Source organism: Aquibium sp. A9E412 (assembly GCF_030398335.1).
GTDB lineage: Bacteria > Pseudomonadota > Alphaproteobacteria > Rhizobiales > Rhizobiaceae > A9E412.
Genome location: NZ_JAOAOP010000039.1, coordinates 16,580 through 34,370, shown reverse-complemented (window position 1 = coordinate 34,370; position 17,791 = coordinate 16,580). Strand labels below are relative to the sequence as shown.

General features: G+C 70.4%; 18 protein-coding genes. 12 read left to right on the top strand and 6 right to left on the bottom strand.

The annotated features are described in order from the left end of the window. From N1F89_RS13915 to nadE, 10 genes are all read left to right on the top strand, one after another. On the top strand, nucleotides 1-947 hold a 947-nt coding region (locus N1F89_RS13915; protein ID WP_290084773.1), incomplete at its 5' end, for an RsmB/NOP family class I SAM-dependent RNA methyltransferase. 183 nt (nucleotides 948-1,130) lie between these two features. Next, on the top strand, nucleotides 1,131-1,376 hold the full coding sequence (locus N1F89_RS13910; protein ID WP_290084772.1) for a DUF1344 domain-containing protein: 246 nt from the start codon (nucleotides 1,131-1,133) through the stop codon (nucleotides 1,374-1,376). Between the two features lie 153 nt (nucleotides 1,377-1,529). Further along, nucleotides 1,530-1,982 carry a TspO/MBR family protein gene (locus N1F89_RS13905; RefSeq protein ID WP_290084771.1) on the top strand — a complete coding sequence of 151 codons (453 nt, stop codon included), beginning with the start codon at nucleotides 1,530-1,532 and terminating at the stop codon, nucleotides 1,980-1,982. 108 nt (nucleotides 1,983-2,090) lie between these two features. Continuing rightward, nucleotides 2,091-2,546, top strand: a complete 456-nt coding sequence (locus N1F89_RS13900) for a PaaI family thioesterase (protein ID WP_290084770.1) — start codon at nucleotides 2,091-2,093, stop codon at nucleotides 2,544-2,546. A gap of 55 nt (nucleotides 2,547-2,601) precedes the next feature. Then, nucleotides 2,602-4,164, top strand: a complete 1,563-nt coding sequence (gene guaA / locus N1F89_RS13895; protein WP_290084769.1) for a glutamine-hydrolyzing GMP synthase — start codon at nucleotides 2,602-2,604, stop codon at nucleotides 4,162-4,164. A 695-nt stretch (nucleotides 4,165-4,859) separates the two neighbouring features. Beyond that, nucleotides 4,860-5,921, top strand: coding sequence for a hypothetical protein (locus N1F89_RS13890; protein ID WP_290084775.1), 1,062 nt, complete (start codon nucleotides 4,860-4,862; stop codon nucleotides 5,919-5,921). A gap of 17 nt (nucleotides 5,922-5,938) precedes the next feature. Next, nucleotides 5,939-7,876, top strand: coding sequence for an asparagine synthase (glutamine-hydrolyzing) (gene asnB, locus N1F89_RS13885; protein ID WP_290084774.1), 1,938 nt, complete (start codon nucleotides 5,939-5,941; stop codon nucleotides 7,874-7,876). 12 nt (nucleotides 7,877-7,888) lie between these two features. Beyond that, complete coding sequence (locus tag N1F89_RS13880) at nucleotides 7,889-8,143, top strand: acyl carrier protein (protein WP_290084768.1); 255 nt, start codon at nucleotides 7,889-7,891, stop codon at nucleotides 8,141-8,143. Between the two features lie 10 nt (nucleotides 8,144-8,153). Continuing rightward, nucleotides 8,154-9,692: a class I adenylate-forming enzyme family protein gene (locus N1F89_RS13875; RefSeq protein ID WP_290084767.1), complete on the top strand. Its 1,539-nt coding sequence runs from the start codon at nucleotides 8,154-8,156 to the stop codon at nucleotides 9,690-9,692. Beyond that, entirely contained in the window at nucleotides 9,689-10,678 is a 990-nt protein-coding gene (gene nadE / locus N1F89_RS13870; protein ID WP_290084766.1) for an NAD(+) synthase, read from the top strand. The genes N1F89_RS13875 and nadE overlap by 4 nt, the downstream gene beginning before the upstream one ends. 69 nt (nucleotides 10,679-10,747) lie before the next feature. Here the strand turns inward: nadE and N1F89_RS13865 are convergent, their stop codons facing one another. The 4 genes from N1F89_RS13865 to N1F89_RS13850 form a co-directional block, all read right to left on the bottom strand. Further along, nucleotides 10,748-11,173, bottom strand: a complete 426-nt coding sequence (locus N1F89_RS13865) for a DUF1284 domain-containing protein (RefSeq protein WP_290084765.1) — start codon at nucleotides 11,171-11,173, stop codon at nucleotides 10,748-10,750. Next, nucleotides 11,170-11,760 (bottom strand): biotin transporter BioY, encoded by a 591-nt coding sequence (locus tag N1F89_RS13860; RefSeq protein ID WP_290084764.1) that lies wholly within the window; start codon nucleotides 11,758-11,760, stop codon nucleotides 11,170-11,172. Before N1F89_RS13860 ends, N1F89_RS13865 begins: the two co-directional genes overlap by 4 nt. 244 nt (nucleotides 11,761-12,004) lie before the next feature. Continuing rightward, on the bottom strand, nucleotides 12,005-12,625 hold the full coding sequence (locus tag N1F89_RS13855; RefSeq protein ID WP_290084762.1) for a GntR family transcriptional regulator: 621 nt from the start codon (nucleotides 12,623-12,625) through the stop codon (nucleotides 12,005-12,007). Between the two features lie 246 nt (nucleotides 12,626-12,871). Further along, a complete protein-coding gene (locus tag N1F89_RS13850) occupies nucleotides 12,872-13,774 on the bottom strand; it encodes a DMT family transporter (RefSeq protein WP_290084761.1) in 903 nt (300 codons plus the stop codon). A gap of 79 nt (nucleotides 13,775-13,853) precedes the next feature. Between N1F89_RS13850 and N1F89_RS13845 the strand changes: the two genes are divergently transcribed. Further along, nucleotides 13,854-14,705: a LysR family transcriptional regulator gene (locus N1F89_RS13845; RefSeq protein WP_290084759.1), complete on the top strand. Its 852-nt coding sequence runs from the start codon at nucleotides 13,854-13,856 to the stop codon at nucleotides 14,703-14,705. Nucleotides 14,706-14,791: 86 nt separating this feature from the next. On the opposite strand, the gene N1F89_RS13840 is transcribed toward N1F89_RS13845, so the two are convergent. Together N1F89_RS13840 and N1F89_RS13835 are read right to left on the bottom strand one after the other, a co-directional pair. Continuing rightward, a complete protein-coding gene (locus N1F89_RS13840) occupies nucleotides 14,792-15,766 on the bottom strand; it encodes a succinylglutamate desuccinylase/aspartoacylase family protein (protein ID WP_290084758.1) in 975 nt (324 codons plus the stop codon). 11 nt (nucleotides 15,767-15,777) lie between these two features. Beyond that, nucleotides 15,778-16,407, bottom strand: coding sequence for an XRE family transcriptional regulator (locus tag N1F89_RS13835; protein WP_290084757.1), 630 nt, complete (start codon nucleotides 16,405-16,407; stop codon nucleotides 15,778-15,780). Between the two features lie 121 nt (nucleotides 16,408-16,528). Here N1F89_RS13835 and N1F89_RS13830 point away from each other — a divergent pair, with 121 nt between their 5' ends. Beyond that, entirely contained in the window at nucleotides 16,529-17,767 is a 1,239-nt protein-coding gene (locus N1F89_RS13830; protein ID WP_290084756.1) for an ABC transporter substrate-binding protein, read from the top strand. Nucleotides 17,768-17,791 lie beyond the last annotated feature (24 nt).

The window sequence follows — 17,791 nt, the reverse complement described above, 5'->3', positions numbered from 1 at the left end:
GGCTGGCCGCCGCGCCCGACGGCGTGCGCGCCGACGTGCCGGCCTGGTGCGAGCCGCTGTTCGCCCGTGCCTTCGGCGCCGGCTGGCCGGAGGAGGGGGCCGCGCTCGCCGCCCGTCCGCCGCTCGACCTGCGCGTCAACCGGCTGAAGGCGGAGCGCGACAAGGTCGCCGCCGCGCTGATGCGCGCCGGCGCGGCCCCCGCCGCGCTCGCGCCCGACGGCCTGCGCGTGCCGGCCACCGAGGCCGCCGGCCGCCACCCCAACGTCCAGGCCGATCCGGCCTTCCGCAAGGGCTGGTTCGAGGTGCAGGACGAAGGCTCGCAGCTCGCCGCGGTCCTGGCGGCCGCCGCGCCGGGCGAGCAGGTCGTCGACTTCTGCGCCGGCGCCGGCGGCAAGACGCTGGCGCTGGCTGCCGCGATGGACAACCGCGGCCAGATCTTCGCGCACGATGCCGACCGGGCGCGGCTGGCGCCGATCGTCGACCGGCTGAAGCGCGCCGGCACGCGCAACGTGCAGGTGGTCGCCGGCGAGGACGAACTGGCGCCGCTCGCCGGCGCCGCCGACCTCGTTCTGGTCGATGCGCCGTGCACCGGCTCGGGCACCTGGCGGCGCCGGCCCGACGCCAAGTGGCGGCTGACCGACCGCCAGCTCGCCGCGCGCCAGGCCGAGCAGGCCGCCGTGCTCGACGCCGCGGCGCGCTACGTGCGGCCGGGCGGCCGGCTGGTCTACGTCACCTGCTCGCTGTTCGCCGAGGAGAACGACGACCAGGTGGCGGCGTTCCTGGAGCGCGCGCCCGGCTTCGCCGCCGCCGACCACGCCGCGCTGTGGCGCCGGCAGGTGCCGGCCGGCGAGGGCCGCGCTCGGATCGGCCGGCACGGGCTGGTGCTGTCGCCGGCGCTGACCGGCACCGACGGCTTCTTCGTCGCCAGCCTCGCCCGCGCCGGCTGAGGCGCCGCGGCCGCTCTGCGCACGACTGTGGCAAATTCAAGTCACTGTTATCGTTGAAGAATATATATTTTTCCGGCTTGCAAACCGCGTCGCGCGGGGGCAAATCCTCATCCGTCCGGCGGACGGCTTGCGAAAGGCGCAGCCGCGCCGACCGGATGTTGCTGTTTGAATGGAGACACTTTGATGATCAAGGTCCTTGCTGTGCTCGCGGCGTCCGCCGCGATGCTCGTTTCCGCCGTTGCGGCCGAAATGGAAGGCACGGTGAAGGAAGTCGACGCCGCGGGCATGACGCTCGTGCTGGAGGACGGCACCGCGCTCGCCGTCGCCGAGGGCGTCAGCCTCGAGGGCGTCGAGGCGGGGATGACCGTGCGGGTCACGACCGACGACGCGACGCCGGCCACGGCGACGGCCGTCGAGGTGGTCGAGTAGACCGCAGGCGGACCCGGCGGCGGCCGCCGCCGGGTCTTCTTCGGCGACGGCCCGGCGCCGTTGCGGCGCCTTGCGCCTTGACCGCTTCGCCGCGCGGCCCATGTGAAACGACGCGGCACGATCGGGCTGCCGCGGCGACGAGGCGGGTGCGCAATGACCAGGTGGATATCGCTTGCAGCCTTTCTGCTGCTCGTCATGGGCGGCGGCGCGCTGATCGGCAGCCTGACGCCGCCGGGCGCGTGGTATGCCGGGCTTGCCAAGCCGCCCTACAACCCGCCGTCCTGGGTCTTCGGTCCGGTCTGGACGGCGCTCTACGCGCTGATCGCGGTCGCCGGCTGGCGCACCTTCCGCCGCGCCCCGGCCGGCAAGGCGATGGCGGCGTGGTGGACGCAGATGGCGCTCAACTTCGTCTGGTCGCCGGTCTTCTTCCTGGCCCATCTGCCCGGCCTGGCGCTCGCCGTCATCCTCGCCATGCTGGCCGCCATCCTCGCCTTCATCGCGCTCGCCTGGCCGCGCGACCGGCTGTCGGCGCTGCTCTTCCTGCCCTATGCCGCCTGGGTCGCCTTCGCGGCGGCCGTCAATGCCGGCGTGTGGTGGCTCAACTGAATCCGGCCCGGTGCGGCCAGCGGCGCCGCATCCTTGGTGCAGTGCAGCAATCCGGTTGCGGTGCCGTCGCCGCTTTGTCATAAAGCGGGCGCGAGGAAGGAACGGGCGATGAACGGCATCCCGGCGGTCGACGCGGATTACGAGGCGCGGGTGCGCGCGAGTTTCGCGCGGCAGAAGGCGATGGCGACGATCGGCGCCGAGCTCACCGTCGTCACCCCCGGCATGGTCGAGATCGAGATGCCGCACGACGCCGGCCTGACCCAGCAGCACGGCTTCCTGCATGCCGGCGTCATCTCCACGGCGCTCGATTCGGCCTGCGGCTATGCCGCCTATTCGCTGATGCCGCCCGACGCGGCGGTGCTGACCATCGAGTTCAAGGTCAACCTGCTGGCGCCCGGCAAGGGCGAGCGCTTCCTGTTCCGCGGCGCGGTGACCAAGCCGGGCCGCACCATCATCGTCGCCGACGGCCAGGCCTATGCCTATGGCGGCGGCGAGGCGCGGCTGATCGCCACCATGACCGGCACGATGATGACCGTCGTCGGCCGCCAGGGCGTCGTCGGCTGAGCCGCGCCACTCTCCGGCCGTTGCAAACGGCCGCCGATCCGCATAAGGCCTCGCCATGACCACGACCGCACATCCCGACACCGTCCTCATCCTCGATTTCGGCAGCCAGTTCACGCAGCTCATCGCGCGCCGCGTGCGCGAGGCCGGCGTCTATTCCGAGATCGTGCCCTTCAACGCCGGCGAGGCGGCGATCGCGCGGCTGCGGCCGAAGGCGATCATCCTGTCGGGCGGCCCCGCCTCGGCGGTCAGCACCGGCAGCCCGCGCGCGCCGGACGGGGTGTTTTCGGCCGGCGTGCCGGTGCTCGCCATCTGCTACGGCCAGCAGGCCATGTGCGCCCAGCTCGGCGGCCGCGTCGAGGGCGGCCATCACCGCGAGTTCGGCCGCGCCTTCCTCGAGGTCGAGGAGGACAGCGCGCTGTTCGAGGGCGTCTGGTCGAAGGGCTCGCGCCACCAGGTGTGGATGAGCCACGGCGACCGGGTGACGGCGCTGCCGGAGGGCTTCCGCGTCGTCGCCACCTCGTCGGGCGCGCCGTTCGCCGCCATCGCCGACGAGGCGCGCCGCTTCTACGGCGTGCAGTTCCACCCCGAGGTGGTGCACACGCCCGACGGCGCGCGGCTTCTGACCAACTTCGTGCGCAACATCGCCGGCCTGGCGGGCGACTGGACGATGGCGGCCTATCGCGAGCAGGCGGTGGCGGCGATCCGCGGGCGGGTCGGTTCGGGCAAGGTGATCTGCGCGCTGTCGGGCGGCGTCGATTCCTCGGTCGCCGCCTTGCTCACGCACGAGGCGGTGGGCGAGCAGCTCACCTGCATCCTCGTCGACCACGGCCTGATGCGCCTCAACGAGGCCGACGAGGTCGTCGCCATGTTCCGCGAGCACTACAACGTGCCGCTGGTGCGCGTCGACGCGGCCGACCTGTTCCTCGGCGCGCTGGAGGGCGAGGCCGACCCGGAAAAGAAGCGCAAGACCATCGGCCGGCTGTTCATCGAGGTCTTCGAGGCCGAGGCCAAGAAGCTCGGCGGAGCAGATTTCCTGGTGCAGGGCACGCTCTATCCCGACGTCATCGAGAGCGTGTCGTTCACCGGCGGGCCGTCGGTCACCATCAAGTCGCACCACAATGTCGGCGGGCTGCCCGAGCGCATGGACATGAAGCTGGTCGAGCCGCTGCGCGAGCTGTTCAAGGACGAGGTGCGCGCGCTCGGCCGCGAGCTCGGCCTGCCCGACCGCTTCATCGGCCGCCATCCCTTTCCCGGCCCGGGGCTCGCCATCCGCTGCCCGGGCGGCGTGACGCGCGACAAGCTCGACATCCTGCGCGCCGCCGACGCGATCTATCTCGACGAGATCCGCAAGGCCGGCCTTTACGACGCCATCTGGCAGGCCTTCGCCGTTCTGCTGCCGGTGCAGACGGTCGGTGTGATGGGCGACGACCGCACCTACGAGTATGTCTGCGCGCTGCGCGCGGTGACCTCGGTCGACGGCATGACAGCCGACTTCTACCACTACGACATGGATTTCCTCGGCCGCACCGCGACCCGCATCACCAACGAGGTGCGCGGCATCAACCGCGTCGTCTACGACGTCACCTCCAAGCCCCCCGGCACCATCGAGTGGGAATGATTCCGAAGCGCCGGGGACGATCGGTGGCTTCGGGAAACGGTCTGTGGTGCGACTGATGTCGCCAAACAATTCCAACATTCACTCACTATCGTCCTGAGAGACGTCGATCGTCGGACCGGCTGACTGGCCGCGACAGGCTTTCCGCATCCGCATTTCGGGCATACCTCGTTCCTGCCAGGCCGGTTGACGGTAGTTTTTCTGGCGTATCGCGCTGATAACGTTGGAAAAATGATGAGGTGGAGGCACCGCGCTGAGCTGACGGTATTCAGGAAAGGGAACCGCCATGCTCACCGATGTTGCCGAAAGCGTCTACAGCATGGACGGCGACATCGCGCCGATCACGGCAATCTGCGACGTTGCAGAAAAGCACGGCGCGTTCGTCCGGCGCGCACATGCGACGGACGCGGACCTGGCCGCGTACTCGGCCTCTACCTCACCCACGCCGCGGATTGGGGTCATTGCCGTGGCTGTCTTTCTGACCGATCGTGTAGTGGATACGCCGGCGCCGGCCCGAGTGGCCTCCGCGCGTACGATCGTGCCGCGAGGCAAAACAAAACTTTACCGTGTTGTCCTAGAACATGCGTGGCTCGCCTTCGCCTCGGCAACGAGGCGGAGCGGTCCGGGATGCGACGGGATCACGCGCGGTGTCACAGGTAAGGCCTTTCGAACAGGACGATGCTCCGGCGGTCGCGGAGATGTTTCTGCGCATCCTGCGCCGCGAGCGGACGGCCGCCGGCGCGCCGGCGCTCGCGGCCTATCTCGACGAGCTCTTCGGCGCCGCCGCGGGCCGCGACGGCGAGATCGTCTCGCGCGTCCATGTCGGCCGGGACGGCCGGCCGAACGGCTTTCTCGGCGTGCTGCCGCAGACCATGCAGCTCGACGGCGAGCGTCTGCGCGCGGCGATCTGCACGACATGGATGGTCGACGATCACCAGGCCGACCCCTTCGCCGGCGCGCGGCTTCTCAAGGCCGTCCTGGCGGGGCCGCAGGACCTCGCCTTCTCAGAGACGTCCAACCATCTGTCGACGGCGATGTGGCGGCGGACGGGGGCGCGGGTTCTGGCGCCCTACAGCCTCGAATATCTGCGCGTCATCCGCCCGGCCTCCTTCGTCCTGCGCATGGCGGCCAACCGCTTCGCGCCGCTCGGCGCGGCGGCGCCGCTCGCCCAGCTGGCCGACCGCATGGCCGCGCCGGGCGGCAAGCGGCTGTCTTGGGCCGGCTACCGGCCGCATGCCGGCAAGTCGGACGCCCTGACGGCGAGCACGCCCGACGAGGACGAGCTCGCCCGCGCCATCCGCGAACTCCTGGCGCATCATGCCTTGCATCCGCACTGGAGCGAGGCGCAGCTGGCGCGGATGCTCGCCCATTCCCGCGTCAAGGCGAAGCACGGACAGCGCGTCCTGCGCATCCTGCGCACCCGCGGCGGCAGGCTCGCCGGTCTGTTCGTCTATTACGGCAGCCGCGGCGGGATCGCCCGTGTCATGCAGGTCATGGCCGCGCCCGGCATGGAGGGGGCGGTGCTGGAACGGCTGCTCGCCGACGCCCACGATGGCGGCCTCGCCGCCATTCGCGGCCGCACCCAGCCGGCCTTGCTCGACGCCATGCTCGACCGCAAATTCGCCTTCCTGCATGCCTCCTCGACGGTGTTCCATTCCGCGCGCGCGGATCTCGTGGCCGCCGCGACGGAAGGGCGCGCCTTCCTCAACGGGCTGTCGGGCGAGAGCTGGACGCGGCTCGTCGGCGACCGATTCGTCTGACGCGGCGGGCGGACGCGATGTGCGGCATAGCAGGGTTTTTCGGATCGGCCGTCCCGCCGGATGCGGCGCCGGCGCTGCTGCGCCGCATGGCGGCGGCGCTCGACCATCGCGGGCCGGACGAGAACGGCGTTCACTCTGAGCCCGGCATCGGCCTCGCCCATGCCCGGCTGAGCGTGGTCGGCCTTGCGGACGGCCAGCAACCGATGGTGGACGCGAGCGGCGCGCTGGTCGTCTCCTTCAACGGCGAGATCTTCAACCATGTCGAACTGCGCGCGCGGCTGCAAAGGCGCGGCCGGCGTTTCGCGACGGGCAGCGACACGGAGGTGCTTCTCCACCTCTACGACGAGATGGGCACCGCCTGCCTCGACGCGCTCAACGGCGATTTCGCCTTCGCGCTGTGGGACGCCAGGCGCGGCCGTCTGTGGCTGGCGCGCGACCGCATGGGCGTGCGGCCGCTCTATCATGCCGAGATCGGCGGCACGCTCTATTTCGCCTCCGAGGTCAAGGCGCTGATGGCGGTGCCGGGCTTCTCGGCCGAGCCCGATCCCTTCGCCCTCGACCAGATCTTCACGCTGTGGGCGCCGATCGCCCCGCGCACCGCCTTCAAGGGCGTCAGCGAGCTTCCGCCCGGCCACATGATGATCGCGCAAGGTCGCGAGCGCACGGTGCGGCCGTGGTGGCGGCTCGAGTTCCCCCGCGACGGCGATTTCGACACGCCTGCCGACCCGGCCGGGCAGCTCGGCGTCCTGCTGGAGGATGCCGTGCGGCTGCGCCTGCGCGCCGACGTGCCGGTCGGCGCCTATCTGTCCGGCGGGCTCGATTCCTCGCTGGTCACCGCGCTTGCCGCGCGCCAGGCGCCGGGCCGCCTCGAGACCTTCTCGCTCGGCTTCCGCTCGGCCGAGCACGACGAGAGCGGCTGGCAGGCGCAGGTGGCCGAAAGGCTGGGCGTGGCCAACCGCCGGGTGTCGTGCGCGGAAGAAGGCATTGCGAGAGATTTCGCCCGGGTCGTCGAGCATGCCGAGTGCCCGGTGCTGCGCACGGCGCCGGCGCCGCTCTACAGGCTGGCCGGTCTGGTCCGCGACAGCGGCATGAAGGTGGTGCTGACGGGCGAGGGGGCCGACGAGCTTTTCGCCGGCTACGACATCTTCCACGAGGCGGCGGTGCGGCGGTTCTGCGCCCGCCAGCCCGGGTCGCCGCGCCGGCCGCTGCTGTTTCGCCGGCTCTATCCCTACCTGCCGCAGCTCCAGCGCCAGAGCGCCGACTATCTCGCCCGCTTCTTCGCCGCCGGGGCGGACGGGCTCGCCGATCCGCTGTTCTCGCACCGTCCGCGCTTTCGCGCCACCGCGACGGCGAAACGCTTCTATTCGCCGGCGTTGAAGGATGCGCTCGCGGGGTACGACGCGGCGGCCGATCTGGCCGCCCATCTGCCCGAGGAGTTCGGCCGCTGGCATCCGCTCAACCAGGCGCAGTATCTCGAGACCCGCTTCCTGCTGCCCGGCTACATCCTGTCGAGCCAGGGCGACCGGGTGATGATGGCGCACGGCGTGGAGGGGCGGTTCCCGTTTCTCGATCCGCGCGTGGTCGCCTTCGCCGCCGGGCTTCGGCCGGGCCTGAAGCGGCGCGGCCTGCGCGAGAAGGCGATCGTCAAGGAGGTGGCGCGCGATCTGTTGCCGGCGTCGGTCGTGGCGCGCCCGAAACAGCCCTTCCGCGCGCCCGACAGCCGCGCCTTCTGCGGGCCGGCGGCGCGACCGCTGGTCGACGCGGCGCTGTCGCGCGAGGCGCTGGCCGCGGCCGGCCTGTTCAACCTCGCGATGGTCGACAAGCTGAAAAGCAAGGCGCTTGACGGAGAGGTAACCAGCTTCAAGGACAATACCGCTTTCATCGGCGTTCTTTCTGCGCAGCTATGGCACCGCGGCTTCGTCGCGAAGCGCCCGCACCGGGGGAAGACAGGATAGGGACCAGACGACATGTCCGAGGGCTTTCACGACAAGATCCGCGCGTTCATCGTCGAGACCTTCCTGTTCGGCGACGACAGCGAGCCGCTGCCCGGCGACCTCTCGCTGCTCGAGAACGACCTGGTCGATTCCACCGGCGTGCTGGAACTGGTCGGCTTCCTTGAGGCGGACTTCGGACTGGCCGTCGACGACGCCGACATCGTGCCGGCGAATCTCGACACGGTCGACCGGATCGCTGCCTTCGTCGAGCGCAAGAAGGCGGCCTGAAGGCGCGGCGATGCGGATCGAAGCCACCCTGCGCGCCGGCCGCCGGCAGCACCCCGGCAAGACGGCGATCGTCGACGGTGCGCGGCGGCTCAGCTACGCGGAGCTGTGCGCGGCGTCGGACGGCCTCGCGGCGTGGCTGGCCGAAAGCGGTGTCGGCCGCGGCGACCGGGTGGTCGTGTTCGCCGGCAACGGCTGGCGCACGGCCGTCGCCCTGTTCGCGGTGTGGAAGGCGGGCGCGGTGGTCTGCCCCGTCGACCCCGCCAGCAAGGCGCGGCGCCTGTCGTTCATCCTCGACGACTGCATGCCGGCGGCCATCGTCGCCGACGCCAGGGCGGCGGCGACGGTCGCGGCCGCCTGCGCCGGACGCCCGGCCGGCCGGCCGGCGACGGTTCTGACCCGCCCACATCCGGCGCTGCCCGGCGCGGCCGACTTCGCGGCCTGCCTGCGCGTCGCGCCGTCGCCCGCCGCGCCGGCGCTTCGCGACGACGACCTGGCGGCCATTCTCTACACCTCCGGCTCGACCGGCGTGCCGAAGGGCGTGATGCTCGGCCACGACAACATCGCGGCGGCGACCGCGGCCATCGTCGGCTATCTCGGCAACACCGCGGACGACGTCATTCTCAGCGCCCTGCCGCTGTTCTTCGGATACGGGCTGACGCAGCTGCTCACCGCGGTGCAGGTCGGCGCCACGCTGGTGCTGGAGACGTCCTTCGCCTATCCGGCCGCCGTTCTCGACCGGCTGCGCGCGGAACGCGCGACCGGCTTTCCGGTCGTCCCGTCGATGATCGCGCTGATGCTGCGCATGGACGCGCTCGATCCGGCCCCGTTCGCCAGCCTGCGCTACATCACCAGTGCCGGTGCCGCGCTGCCGGTCGCGCATATCCGAAGGCTGCGCGCGCTGCTGCCCGACGTGCAGCTGTTTTCCATGTACGGTCAGACCGAATGCGTGCGCGCCACATGGCTGCCGCCGGCCGACATCGACCGCCGTCCGGACTCCGTCGGCATCGCCGTTCCCGGTGGCGCGGCGGCGGTCGTCGACGAGGCCGGCTTCCCGGTCGCGCCCGGCGTCGTCGGCGAGCTGGTGGTATCGGGGCCGCATGTCATGCGCGGCTACTGGAACGACGCGGCGGCGACGGTGCGGGCGCTGCGCCGCGATCCGCTGACGGGCGACCGGCGCCTCCATACGGGCGACCTGTTCGTGGCCGACGATGCCGGCTATCTCAGCTTCGTCTCGCGCAGCGACGACATCGTCAAGACGGGCGGCCAGAAGGTGGCGCCGCGCGAGGTGGAGGCGGCGCTCTACGATCTCGACGGGGTGGCCGAGGCGCTGGTCGTCGGCGTGCCCGACCCGGTTCTCGGAACGGTCTTGAAGGCGATGATCGTCAGGTCGGACGACACGCTCGGCGCCGAGGAGGTGCTGCGGCACTGCGCCGCGACGCTGAGCCCGGTCATGGTTCCGAAGCAGGTCGAGTTCTGCCGGACGCTGGCGAAGACGGGCAGCGGCAAGCTGTCGCGTCGCGCCGTTTCGAGCGGAGCAACGACGGCATGAGCGAGACGAGCGTACGGGCGGCGGGCTTCTCCCTCGCCGACCTCTCGATCGACGCGGCGGCGGAGGCCGAGCGCATCGCCGGCTGCATGCGCGACGCGCTGCGCCGCGACCTGCGCAAGCGCGGCTTCGTCATCGCCATCTCCGGCGGCATCGATTCGGCGGTCTGCGCGGCGCTCGCCGTGCGCGCCGTCGGTGCGCAGCGCGTCTTCGGCCTGCTGATGCCGGAGCACGATTCCGATCCGCAAAGCCGGCGGCTCGGCGCGGCGGTGGCCGATACCTTCGGCATTGCGCATGCGGTGGAGGATATCGGCCCGGCGCTCGAGGCGATGGGCTGCTATCGCCGCCGCGACGATGCCATCCGCCATGTCGTGCCGGACTACGGCGCCGGCTGGTCGAGCAAGATCGTGTTCGACAACGCGCTGACGGCGGGTGGCTACAACCTGTCCTCGCTCGTCGTGCGCGCGCCCGACGGCGCCATGCGCAAGCTGCGCTTGCCGGCCGAGGCCTATCTCGCCATCGTCGCGGCCACCAACATGAAGCAGCGCACGCGCAAGCAGCTGGAGTACCATCATGCCGACCGGCTCAACTTCGCCGTGATCGGCACGCCCAACCGGCTGGAATACGACCAGGGCTTCTTCGTCAAGAACGGCGACGGCGCGGCCGACATCAAGCCGATCGCGCATCTCTACAAGTCGCAGGTCTACGACCTGGCCGCCCATCTCGGCGTGCCCGGGGAGATCCGCGCGCGGCCGCCGACGACCGACACCTATTCGCTGCCGCAGACGCAGGAGGAGTTCTACTTCGCGCTGCCCTACGCCACGATGGATGCCTGCCTGTACGCGCTGGAGAACGACGTTCCCGCCGCGCAGGCCGGCGCCGCCATCGGCCTCGGCGCGGCGCAGGTCGAAGCCGTCTGGCGCGATATCGCGGCGAAGCGCAAGGTGGCGCGCTATCTCCACATGCCGCCGGTGCAGTGCGCGCGGTGATGTCCGCGCGACTTGGAGCCGATCTGCGATTCGGTGAAAAGCAGATCGGCTGCAAGCCGAGGTGCGGTGCTACCTGTCGGGGATCGCGACGCCGCGAAAGGCATCCGATGCGATGGAGGTGCATAGCGTGCTCCATTCGCACCCCGCGCACGCCTGACGGAGGCTGCCTTCGGCGAACGCTGCCCGCATCCGGCGTAGGCCGTGCCGTTCAAGCGACAGCTGGGTTCCCGTCCTGATCGGCATGGCGAGCAAGCGGCCGAGGTCACGCGCTGCGAGAACGTCGCGCTCGGTGACGCTCGCTTGCCAGCAATGCGGTTCCCGATCGTCGAGCAGGGGCGCGCAGATGTCGTCCGGCCCGGCAACGATCAGAATGTCTTCGCCTCGGGCAATCCGCTCGGCGATCGAGTCGTAATTGGCGGTGAATCCAGGGCTGTATCCTTTGCCCGCATAGGTGAGCAGGCAAAGGAGATGATGGGGCCGAAGCCGGACCGTCATCGGGCGGAACGCATCCTGCCGCGCATCAGCAGCGCCAAGGTGGCTGCACCGAGGGCGGATTTCAGCACAGCACCCACGAGGAAGGGTGTGACGCCGTGGATGATCGCCTGATCGAATCCGATCATCACGGCGAGCCACGCGGCACCCATGGCGAGGCAGACGGCGTTGCTCAGCAACATGCTGCCGAACGCGAGGATCGGGCGCTCGCCGTTCCAGCCCTTTTCGGCAAGCCAGCCGGCGAGTGCCGCCGAGAGGGGGAAAGCGAAGAGGTAGCCGGCGGTCGGCCCGACGAAATGGTGCGCCCCCGCAGCCCCGCCGGAGAGGACCGGCATGCCAACAGCAGCCTGCGCAAGCCATGCAACGACCGTGATTGCGCCGAGCCGCCAGCCGTAAAGAGCGCCGATCAACGCCACGCCGAACGTCTGCATGTTGATCGGGACCGGCACCATGGGCACCTCGATATAGGAGCACAGTGCCAGAAACAGCGTGCCGGCGACGACGGCGCCGACCCGCCACGCCAACGAGCGGCCGTTCAGATCGAGGGGGCTGTAGACGGGCTTCAGGACGGGTGTGCCGGCACTGCTCATGCGGATTCTCCTTGCCGCAGAAATTATAGATAATTCTTGAAATCTATCGCTAAAGGGATTCCACAGAAATGCGAGCGTGGCAATAGCCAAGCGCGCGGGCGCAATCTCCCGAGGCGGGCCATGGCGTTTCCAGGCGAAGCGGAACCCGGTTCGCCGTCCGCAGACGCCTCGAGACGATCACTCGGCGCCGATCTGCGTGCCGTGAAAAGCAGAACGGCTCGAAAGCGAAGGAATCCCTGTCAGGTCAGCTTTTTTGCCCGATCGTCTGGATGTGTCTGGCGAGTACGGATTCGGCGATCTCGGCCTCGCCGGCCCTCAAGGCGTCCAGGATCGCTCGGTGATCGCGATCGGTTGGGGCCTCCCATTCGGCGCGCCATCCCGAGAACAGAAACCGGGCGCTGGCCGTGTGCAGATCGTCGATGGCCCCGAGCAGCCGGGGCATCCCGCACGGGGTCAGGATGATGCGATGGAAGCTGCGATTTGCTTCTTCCCACGCCTGGACGTCGCGCGCACGATCTCCCGCCTTGTTCGCTTCCTCGGCCTGATCGAGGATAGCCTTGGTCAGATGCGGAACGGCGTGGCGAAGCGCCAAGGCTTCGAGCGAGGCGCGCATCTCCGCGACCTCCCGCACCTCTTGCGGACTGAACCCTGCCACACGCACACCCCGACGGGGCTCGCTGACGACCAGCCCTTGCGACTCCAGACGACGGAAAGCCTCGCGAACGGGAACATGGCTGGCGCCAAATTCCTCGGCGACATGATCCTGCCGCAGTCGCGCACCGGCTTCTATGGCTCCGGATATGATCCGGTCGGCCAGCGTCCGGCTGATCCGCACCGCGATGGTCTCGTCTTTGGCAGAGGTCATGATTTATAGATAATTCATCGTCCAGGCGAACGTCGACCCTGTTCGTCGCCCTTGCCGCGCGGTGCGGCTCGCTACGGCTCGAGCCCGGCGCGGCGCCGTCCGTGACGTGTCCCGAGAGCTCCAACTCCTCCAGCACGGGGGAGGGCCGTTCGCCTTGTCTCTGGCCTTGGGCGGCCTGGCACGTCCGACGCTTGCTCGCCCTTGCATCTCGCAGGCCTGAGCCGCCGCCGTCCGTGCGGCCACGCCTCAGCCGCGCCGGGCGGCCCCGCTCCGGTTGGTCAGGAACAGGCCGGCGAGGATCGCCGCGGCGCCGGCGGCGAGACCCGGCGTCAGCGCTTCGCCGAGGATGGCCCAGGCGCTGAGCACGCCGAACAGCGGTGCCAGGAAACTCATCGCCGAGACCTGCGAGGCCGGGTGACGCTGGATCAGCCGGAAGAAGACGAGGTAGCCGGCGAAGGCCACGGCGACCGTCTGGAAAGCCAGCGCGCCGAGCGCCGGGCCGCTCCAGCCGATGGCGGCCGTCTCGCCCGCCGCCAGGGCGACGATCGCCAGCACCGGGATCGACCAGAAGAGCTGGTGGAACAGCACCACCGAGGCGTCGACGGCCTTCAGCCGCGTGCCGCGGATGACGAGCACGGTCAGCGCCCATGCGGCGGCCGCGCCGAGGCACAGCGCGTCGCCGAGGAGCGTGGCGCCGGCCGCGCCGCCGGCCGGGCGCACCAGCGCCACCGCCGCCACGCCGGCGAAGGCGATGCCGATCCCGGCGATCTTGCGTCGGTCGAAGGGCTCGTCGGCGATCGCCGTCATCGCCGCGAGCGCGATCATCATCGGCGCGGTGTAGTAGAGCACCGTGGCGTGGCTTGCCGCGGTGAGCGCGATGCCGACGTAGAGCAGGCCGAAATCGACCGCGAACAGCAGGCCGAGCACGACCGACAGCGCGACCGGCGCAGCGAACGGGTTCTTGCGGCGCACGACGAACCAGACCGCCAGCAGCAAGGCGCCGCCGGCCGACCGGAGCGCGGCCTGCAGCACCGGGCCGATGTCGCCGACGGCGAGCTTGACGGCTGTCTGCTGCCCGCCGAAGGCGGCGAAGACGATAACGAGCAGCAGCGCGGAGGACGGCGTGAGCGGCGTGCGGGGTTCGGACATGCCGCCGGTCTCGGCCGAGGCGGCGCGCGGCACAAACGAGATGTCTCGACCGCCGCTTTAGCTGCCCTAAACTAGGGACATGACCTCGCGGCTTCCCTTCGACGCGCTGCGCACCTTTGCCGAGATCGCGCGCGGGCTGAGCGCGGCCGAGGCTGCCGGGCGGCTGAACGTCAGCCCCGGCGCCGTCAGCCAGCGGATCGCCGCGCTCGAGGCGCATCTCGGCGACCGGCTGGTCGAGCGGCGCGGCCGCCACCTGGTGCCGACAAGCGTCGGCCTGGCCCTGTTCGAGCGCGTGCGGCCGCATCTCGAGGCGGTCGAGGCGGCCCTGACGGCCGATCGCGCCGAGCCCGTGATGCGCCTGCACGCCACGCCGGCCTTCGCCGACGCCTGGCTGATGCCGCGGCTCGCCGCGCTCGTGGCCCTGGTCGCCCCGCGCCCGCTCGAGCTGGTGACCGCGGCCACGCCCTTCGAGCGGACGCGGCGCTGGACGGCCGCCGACATCGCCATCCGCTACGGCGGCCGGTTCTCCGAGGAGCTGGCCGCCACGCCGCTCGTCGCCGCGCAGATCGCGCTCGTCGCCGCCGACGGGCCGGCCGGCGGCGACCCGGCCGCCCACCTGCGCGAGCGGCCGCTGATCTGCCAGACGGGCCTCGACGAGTGGCCGGCCTGGCTCGAGCGGTTCGGCGTGCCGGCGGCGGCGGTGCGCTGGGGGCCGCGGGTGAGCGACGATGCGGCGAGCCTGCGCGCCGCCGAACTCGGCCACGGCATCGCCAGCGTGCGCGCCTGCACCGTCGGCGAGCGGGCGCGGCTGCGCGTCCTGGCGCGGCGCCCGGCGCCCGGCAACGCGACCTATCACCTGGTGACGCGCCGCGCCGATCTCGCCTCGCCGCCGATCCGCCGGCTGCACGCGTGGGCCGGCGCGCCGGGCTGAGCGTCCGCCGCCGCCCGCAGCGGGCGCATCGTGCCGGCTGCGGGACGGCGCGCGAGGCGCCGCCGCCCGGTCGCTTCGGTTCGGCCTCAGGCCGGTTCCGGCATGGTCTCGATGATCTCGATCACCTCCTCGCCGGAGTAGATCGGCATCCACGGGCGCCTGATGGCGCCGACCCAGCCGTGCTCGAGCGGACAGCGCACCTCTTCGGTCACGTCGCCGAAGATGTCGATCACCTCGCCGACGAGCTGGTCGCGGACGACCTCGTCGCCGGCCTCGACCAGCGAGCGGTAGAGACCGCCGCGGCGCGCCGTCAGGTCGACCGCGTTGGTGCCGTAGCGGTAGGCGTCGAGCGCGACCGGGGCGCCGGGCAGCATGCCGAGACCGCGGGTCATGCCCTCGATCGCCAGGACGAAACGCTCGATATCCTCCTCGGTGACGCGCGCGCCGCCGCCGGTCTCGACGATCAGGCCCGGCTTGCCGGCCTTGGTGAACTGCGCGAAGGCGGCGCCGCTCAGCCACTCCTCGAGCGAGTTCCACAGGTTCGGCACACCGAGCCCGCGCACGAGCCGGGCCGTCTCCCTGCCGGCTGCCGAGCCGTCGTCATGATAGAGCGCGTAGTGGCAGGTGATCATGAAATGGCCGCCCGAATGCAGGTCGAGCATCGCGTCGGCGGTCTCGAGCGCCGTGCCGATCAGCCGATCGGCGATGATCTCCGACAGCGAGCCCTGCGCGCTGCCGGGGAACAGCCGGTTGAGGTTCTGCCCGTCCTGCGGCGTGGCGCGCGACAGCTCGCGAAAGGCGAGCGGGTTGCCCTGCAGCGCGAAGACGATGGTGCCCGACAGCGCCTCGAGGTCGAGGCTCTCGAGGAACCGGTGCACGGCCACCGGACCGCCCACCTCGTTGCCGTGGATGCAGGTCTGCACCCACAGGACCGGTCCCGGCTTGCGGCCGCTCGCCACGATCAGCGGCGAGGCGATGGCGCCGCCGTCGGGATATTCGCCAAGAGGAAGCTGTCCGCGGCTGAGCGTGCCCTGCCGCGCTTCGACAGTACCAATTTTCATCGTTCACCTGACTATTTGTTCTGATTGCGCTTGGGATTGCGGAGATAGGCCTGCACCGAAAGCAGCGTGGCCGGTGCCTTCAGGATCCGTTCCGGGCCGTGCATGATCTGGGCCCCGAAGAACAAGGTCGCTCCCGGGGTCATCGTGTAGATTGTGTCGCCGTGCTGGTAGGTGATCTCCCCTTCGAGCATGTAGAGAAACTTCACGCCGTCGTACTGCGTCCGCTTGAAGGAGCCATCGGTCGACGGAAAGACGTTGATGTACGGCTCGAGCACGACGTCGGTGGTCGTCGTGTGGCCGAGAAGCCGGTAGATGTAGGTGCCGCGCAACGCCTGCCGGACCACCTCGAGGCCGCCGCCCGGCGGCAGGAAGGTCGCGTCGCTCTTCTCCTCGACATCCTTGAGCAGCGAGGCCACCGGCACGCGCAGCGCGGTGGCGATCGCCTGCAGCGTGCGCAGCGATGCGGCGACGCGGCCGCTCTCGACGCGCGACAGCATGGCGACGGAGACCCCCGCCGAACTGGCCAGATCGGTGATGCTGATGCCGCGTTCCTGACGGAACGCCCGCACCGCGTGACCGACCGCCTTCTCGATGTCGGGGCGCTCCCCGTCCTCCGCTGTTTCCCTGCTTTCTGCCGACACCGCCGGTACCTTCTCGCTGACTCTCAACGCTGGGTAGCTTTCAAACCAGTATGATGCAAGATTGACAAATAGGCAAATATTTTGCACAAGGCGCAAGAAACCACCAACCTCGGAGGAGACAATGCCCTTTCATTCCATCCTTTCGCGACGCCGGTTTCTTGCCGGCACGGCGGCCGGTGCGGCCGCGCTGGCGCTGCCGGCCGGGCCGCTGCGCGCTCAGGCCGAGCGCCCGTTCCGCATCGGCGCGCTGAACCCGCTCACCGGCCCCGGCAGCGAGGAGGGTGCCGGCATGCTGGCCACGCTGCAGGCCACCGCGCGGCTCATCAACGAGGCCGGCGGCATCGACGGCCGCATGTTCGAGGTCATTTCGGAGGACGATCAGACCAAGCCCGAGGCCGGCGTGCTGGCGGCCAAGAAGCTGGTCGAGATCAACAAGGTCGATGCGATCCTCGGCACCTGGTCGTCGAGCGTCACGCTTGCGGTGATGTCGGCTGTCACGCAGCCCAACGACGTCATGCTGTTCACCTGCTCCGGCGCGCCGGAGATCTCCGAGGAGAACACCAAGGACCTGGTCAAGCGGTTCACGCCGACCTCCTTCGCCTACGGCGTCGCCTATGCCCGCATCGCCCTGAAGTCGGGCTACAAGCGCGCCGTCGGCATGCATCTCAACAACTCGTCCGGCAAGGCTCAGATCGACGGCTTCGTGCACGAGTTCACCGCCAATGGCGGCGAGTTCGTCGACCGGATCGCCTATGAGCCGAGCAAGCCGAGCTACCGCTCCGAGCTGCAGACGGCGCTGGCGAGCAACCCCGACTGCCTGGTGCTCGGCTCCTACCTCGCCGACACGACGATCATCCTGCGCGAGGCGTTCCAGCTCGGCAGCCGGGCCGGCGTTCTGGCGCCGCACTGGGCGCTCGGCACCAAGCTCGTCGAGGCGATCGGCGCGCCGGCGGTCGAGGGCGTCAGCACCGCCTCGGCCGTGCTGACCAAGGACAATCCGAGCGTCGCGCTCTACGACCGCCTCTACCGCGAGGCCATGGGCGAGCCTGGCAGCGCGAACGCCTATGGCGCGATGTGCTACGACATGGTCAACGTGCTTGCCTACGCCATCGCCGCGGCCGGCCCCGGCGCCTCGAACGCCGACATCAACGGCCGCATCCGCGAGGTCGCCAACAGCCCCGGCGAACAGGTGTTCGACTTCGTCTCCGGCAAGGACAAGCTGAAGGCCGGCAAGGTGAACTACAGCGGCGCCTCCAGCCTGGTCGAGTTCGACGAGCGCGGCGACGACACCGGCGGGCTGTTCTCGTGGGATGTCCTGCAGGACGGCAAGGCGGTGCAGCGTGAGCTGATCACGCTCTGACAGCCGGACGGCCGATCGCCCGTT

What these genes read in the sequence shown, in the direction of transcription:
- N1F89_RS13910 (WP_290084772.1), top strand. Translation starts at nt 1,131, where the DNA reads ATGATCAAGGTCCTTGCTGTGCTCGCGGCGTCCGCCGCGATGCTCGTT.
- N1F89_RS13905 (WP_290084771.1), top strand. Translation starts at nt 1,530, where the DNA reads ATGACCAGGTGGATATCGCTTGCAGCCTTTCTGCTGCTCGTCATGGGC.
- N1F89_RS13900 (WP_290084770.1), top strand. Translation starts at nt 2,091, where the DNA reads ATGAACGGCATCCCGGCGGTCGACGCGGATTACGAGGCGCGGGTGCGC.
- guaA (WP_290084769.1), top strand. Translation starts at nt 2,602, where the DNA reads ATGACCACGACCGCACATCCCGACACCGTCCTCATCCTCGATTTCGGC.
- N1F89_RS13890 (WP_290084775.1), top strand. Translation starts at nt 4,860, where the DNA reads ATGTTTCTGCGCATCCTGCGCCGCGAGCGGACGGCCGCCGGCGCGCCG.
- asnB (WP_290084774.1), top strand. Translation starts at nt 5,939, where the DNA reads ATGTGCGGCATAGCAGGGTTTTTCGGATCGGCCGTCCCGCCGGATGCG.
- N1F89_RS13880 (WP_290084768.1), top strand. Translation starts at nt 7,889, where the DNA reads ATGTCCGAGGGCTTTCACGACAAGATCCGCGCGTTCATCGTCGAGACC.
- N1F89_RS13875 (WP_290084767.1), top strand. Translation starts at nt 8,154, where the DNA reads ATGCGGATCGAAGCCACCCTGCGCGCCGGCCGCCGGCAGCACCCCGGC.
- nadE (WP_290084766.1), top strand. Translation starts at nt 9,689, where the DNA reads ATGAGCGAGACGAGCGTACGGGCGGCGGGCTTCTCCCTCGCCGACCTC.
- N1F89_RS13865 (WP_290084765.1), bottom strand. Translation starts at nt 11,173, where the DNA reads ATGACGGTCCGGCTTCGGCCCCATCATCTCCTTTGCCTGCTCACCTAT.
- N1F89_RS13860 (WP_290084764.1), bottom strand. Translation starts at nt 11,760, where the DNA reads ATGAGCAGTGCCGGCACACCCGTCCTGAAGCCCGTCTACAGCCCCCTC.
- N1F89_RS13855 (WP_290084762.1), bottom strand. Translation starts at nt 12,625, where the DNA reads ATGACCTCTGCCAAAGACGAGACCATCGCGGTGCGGATCAGCCGGACG.
- N1F89_RS13850 (WP_290084761.1), bottom strand. Translation starts at nt 13,774, where the DNA reads ATGTCCGAACCCCGCACGCCGCTCACGCCGTCCTCCGCGCTGCTGCTC.
- N1F89_RS13845 (WP_290084759.1), top strand. Translation starts at nt 13,854, where the DNA reads ATGACCTCGCGGCTTCCCTTCGACGCGCTGCGCACCTTTGCCGAGATC.
- N1F89_RS13840 (WP_290084758.1), bottom strand. Translation starts at nt 15,766, where the DNA reads ATGAAAATTGGTACTGTCGAAGCGCGGCAGGGCACGCTCAGCCGCGGA.
- N1F89_RS13830 (WP_290084756.1), top strand. Translation starts at nt 16,529, where the DNA reads ATGCCCTTTCATTCCATCCTTTCGCGACGCCGGTTTCTTGCCGGCACG.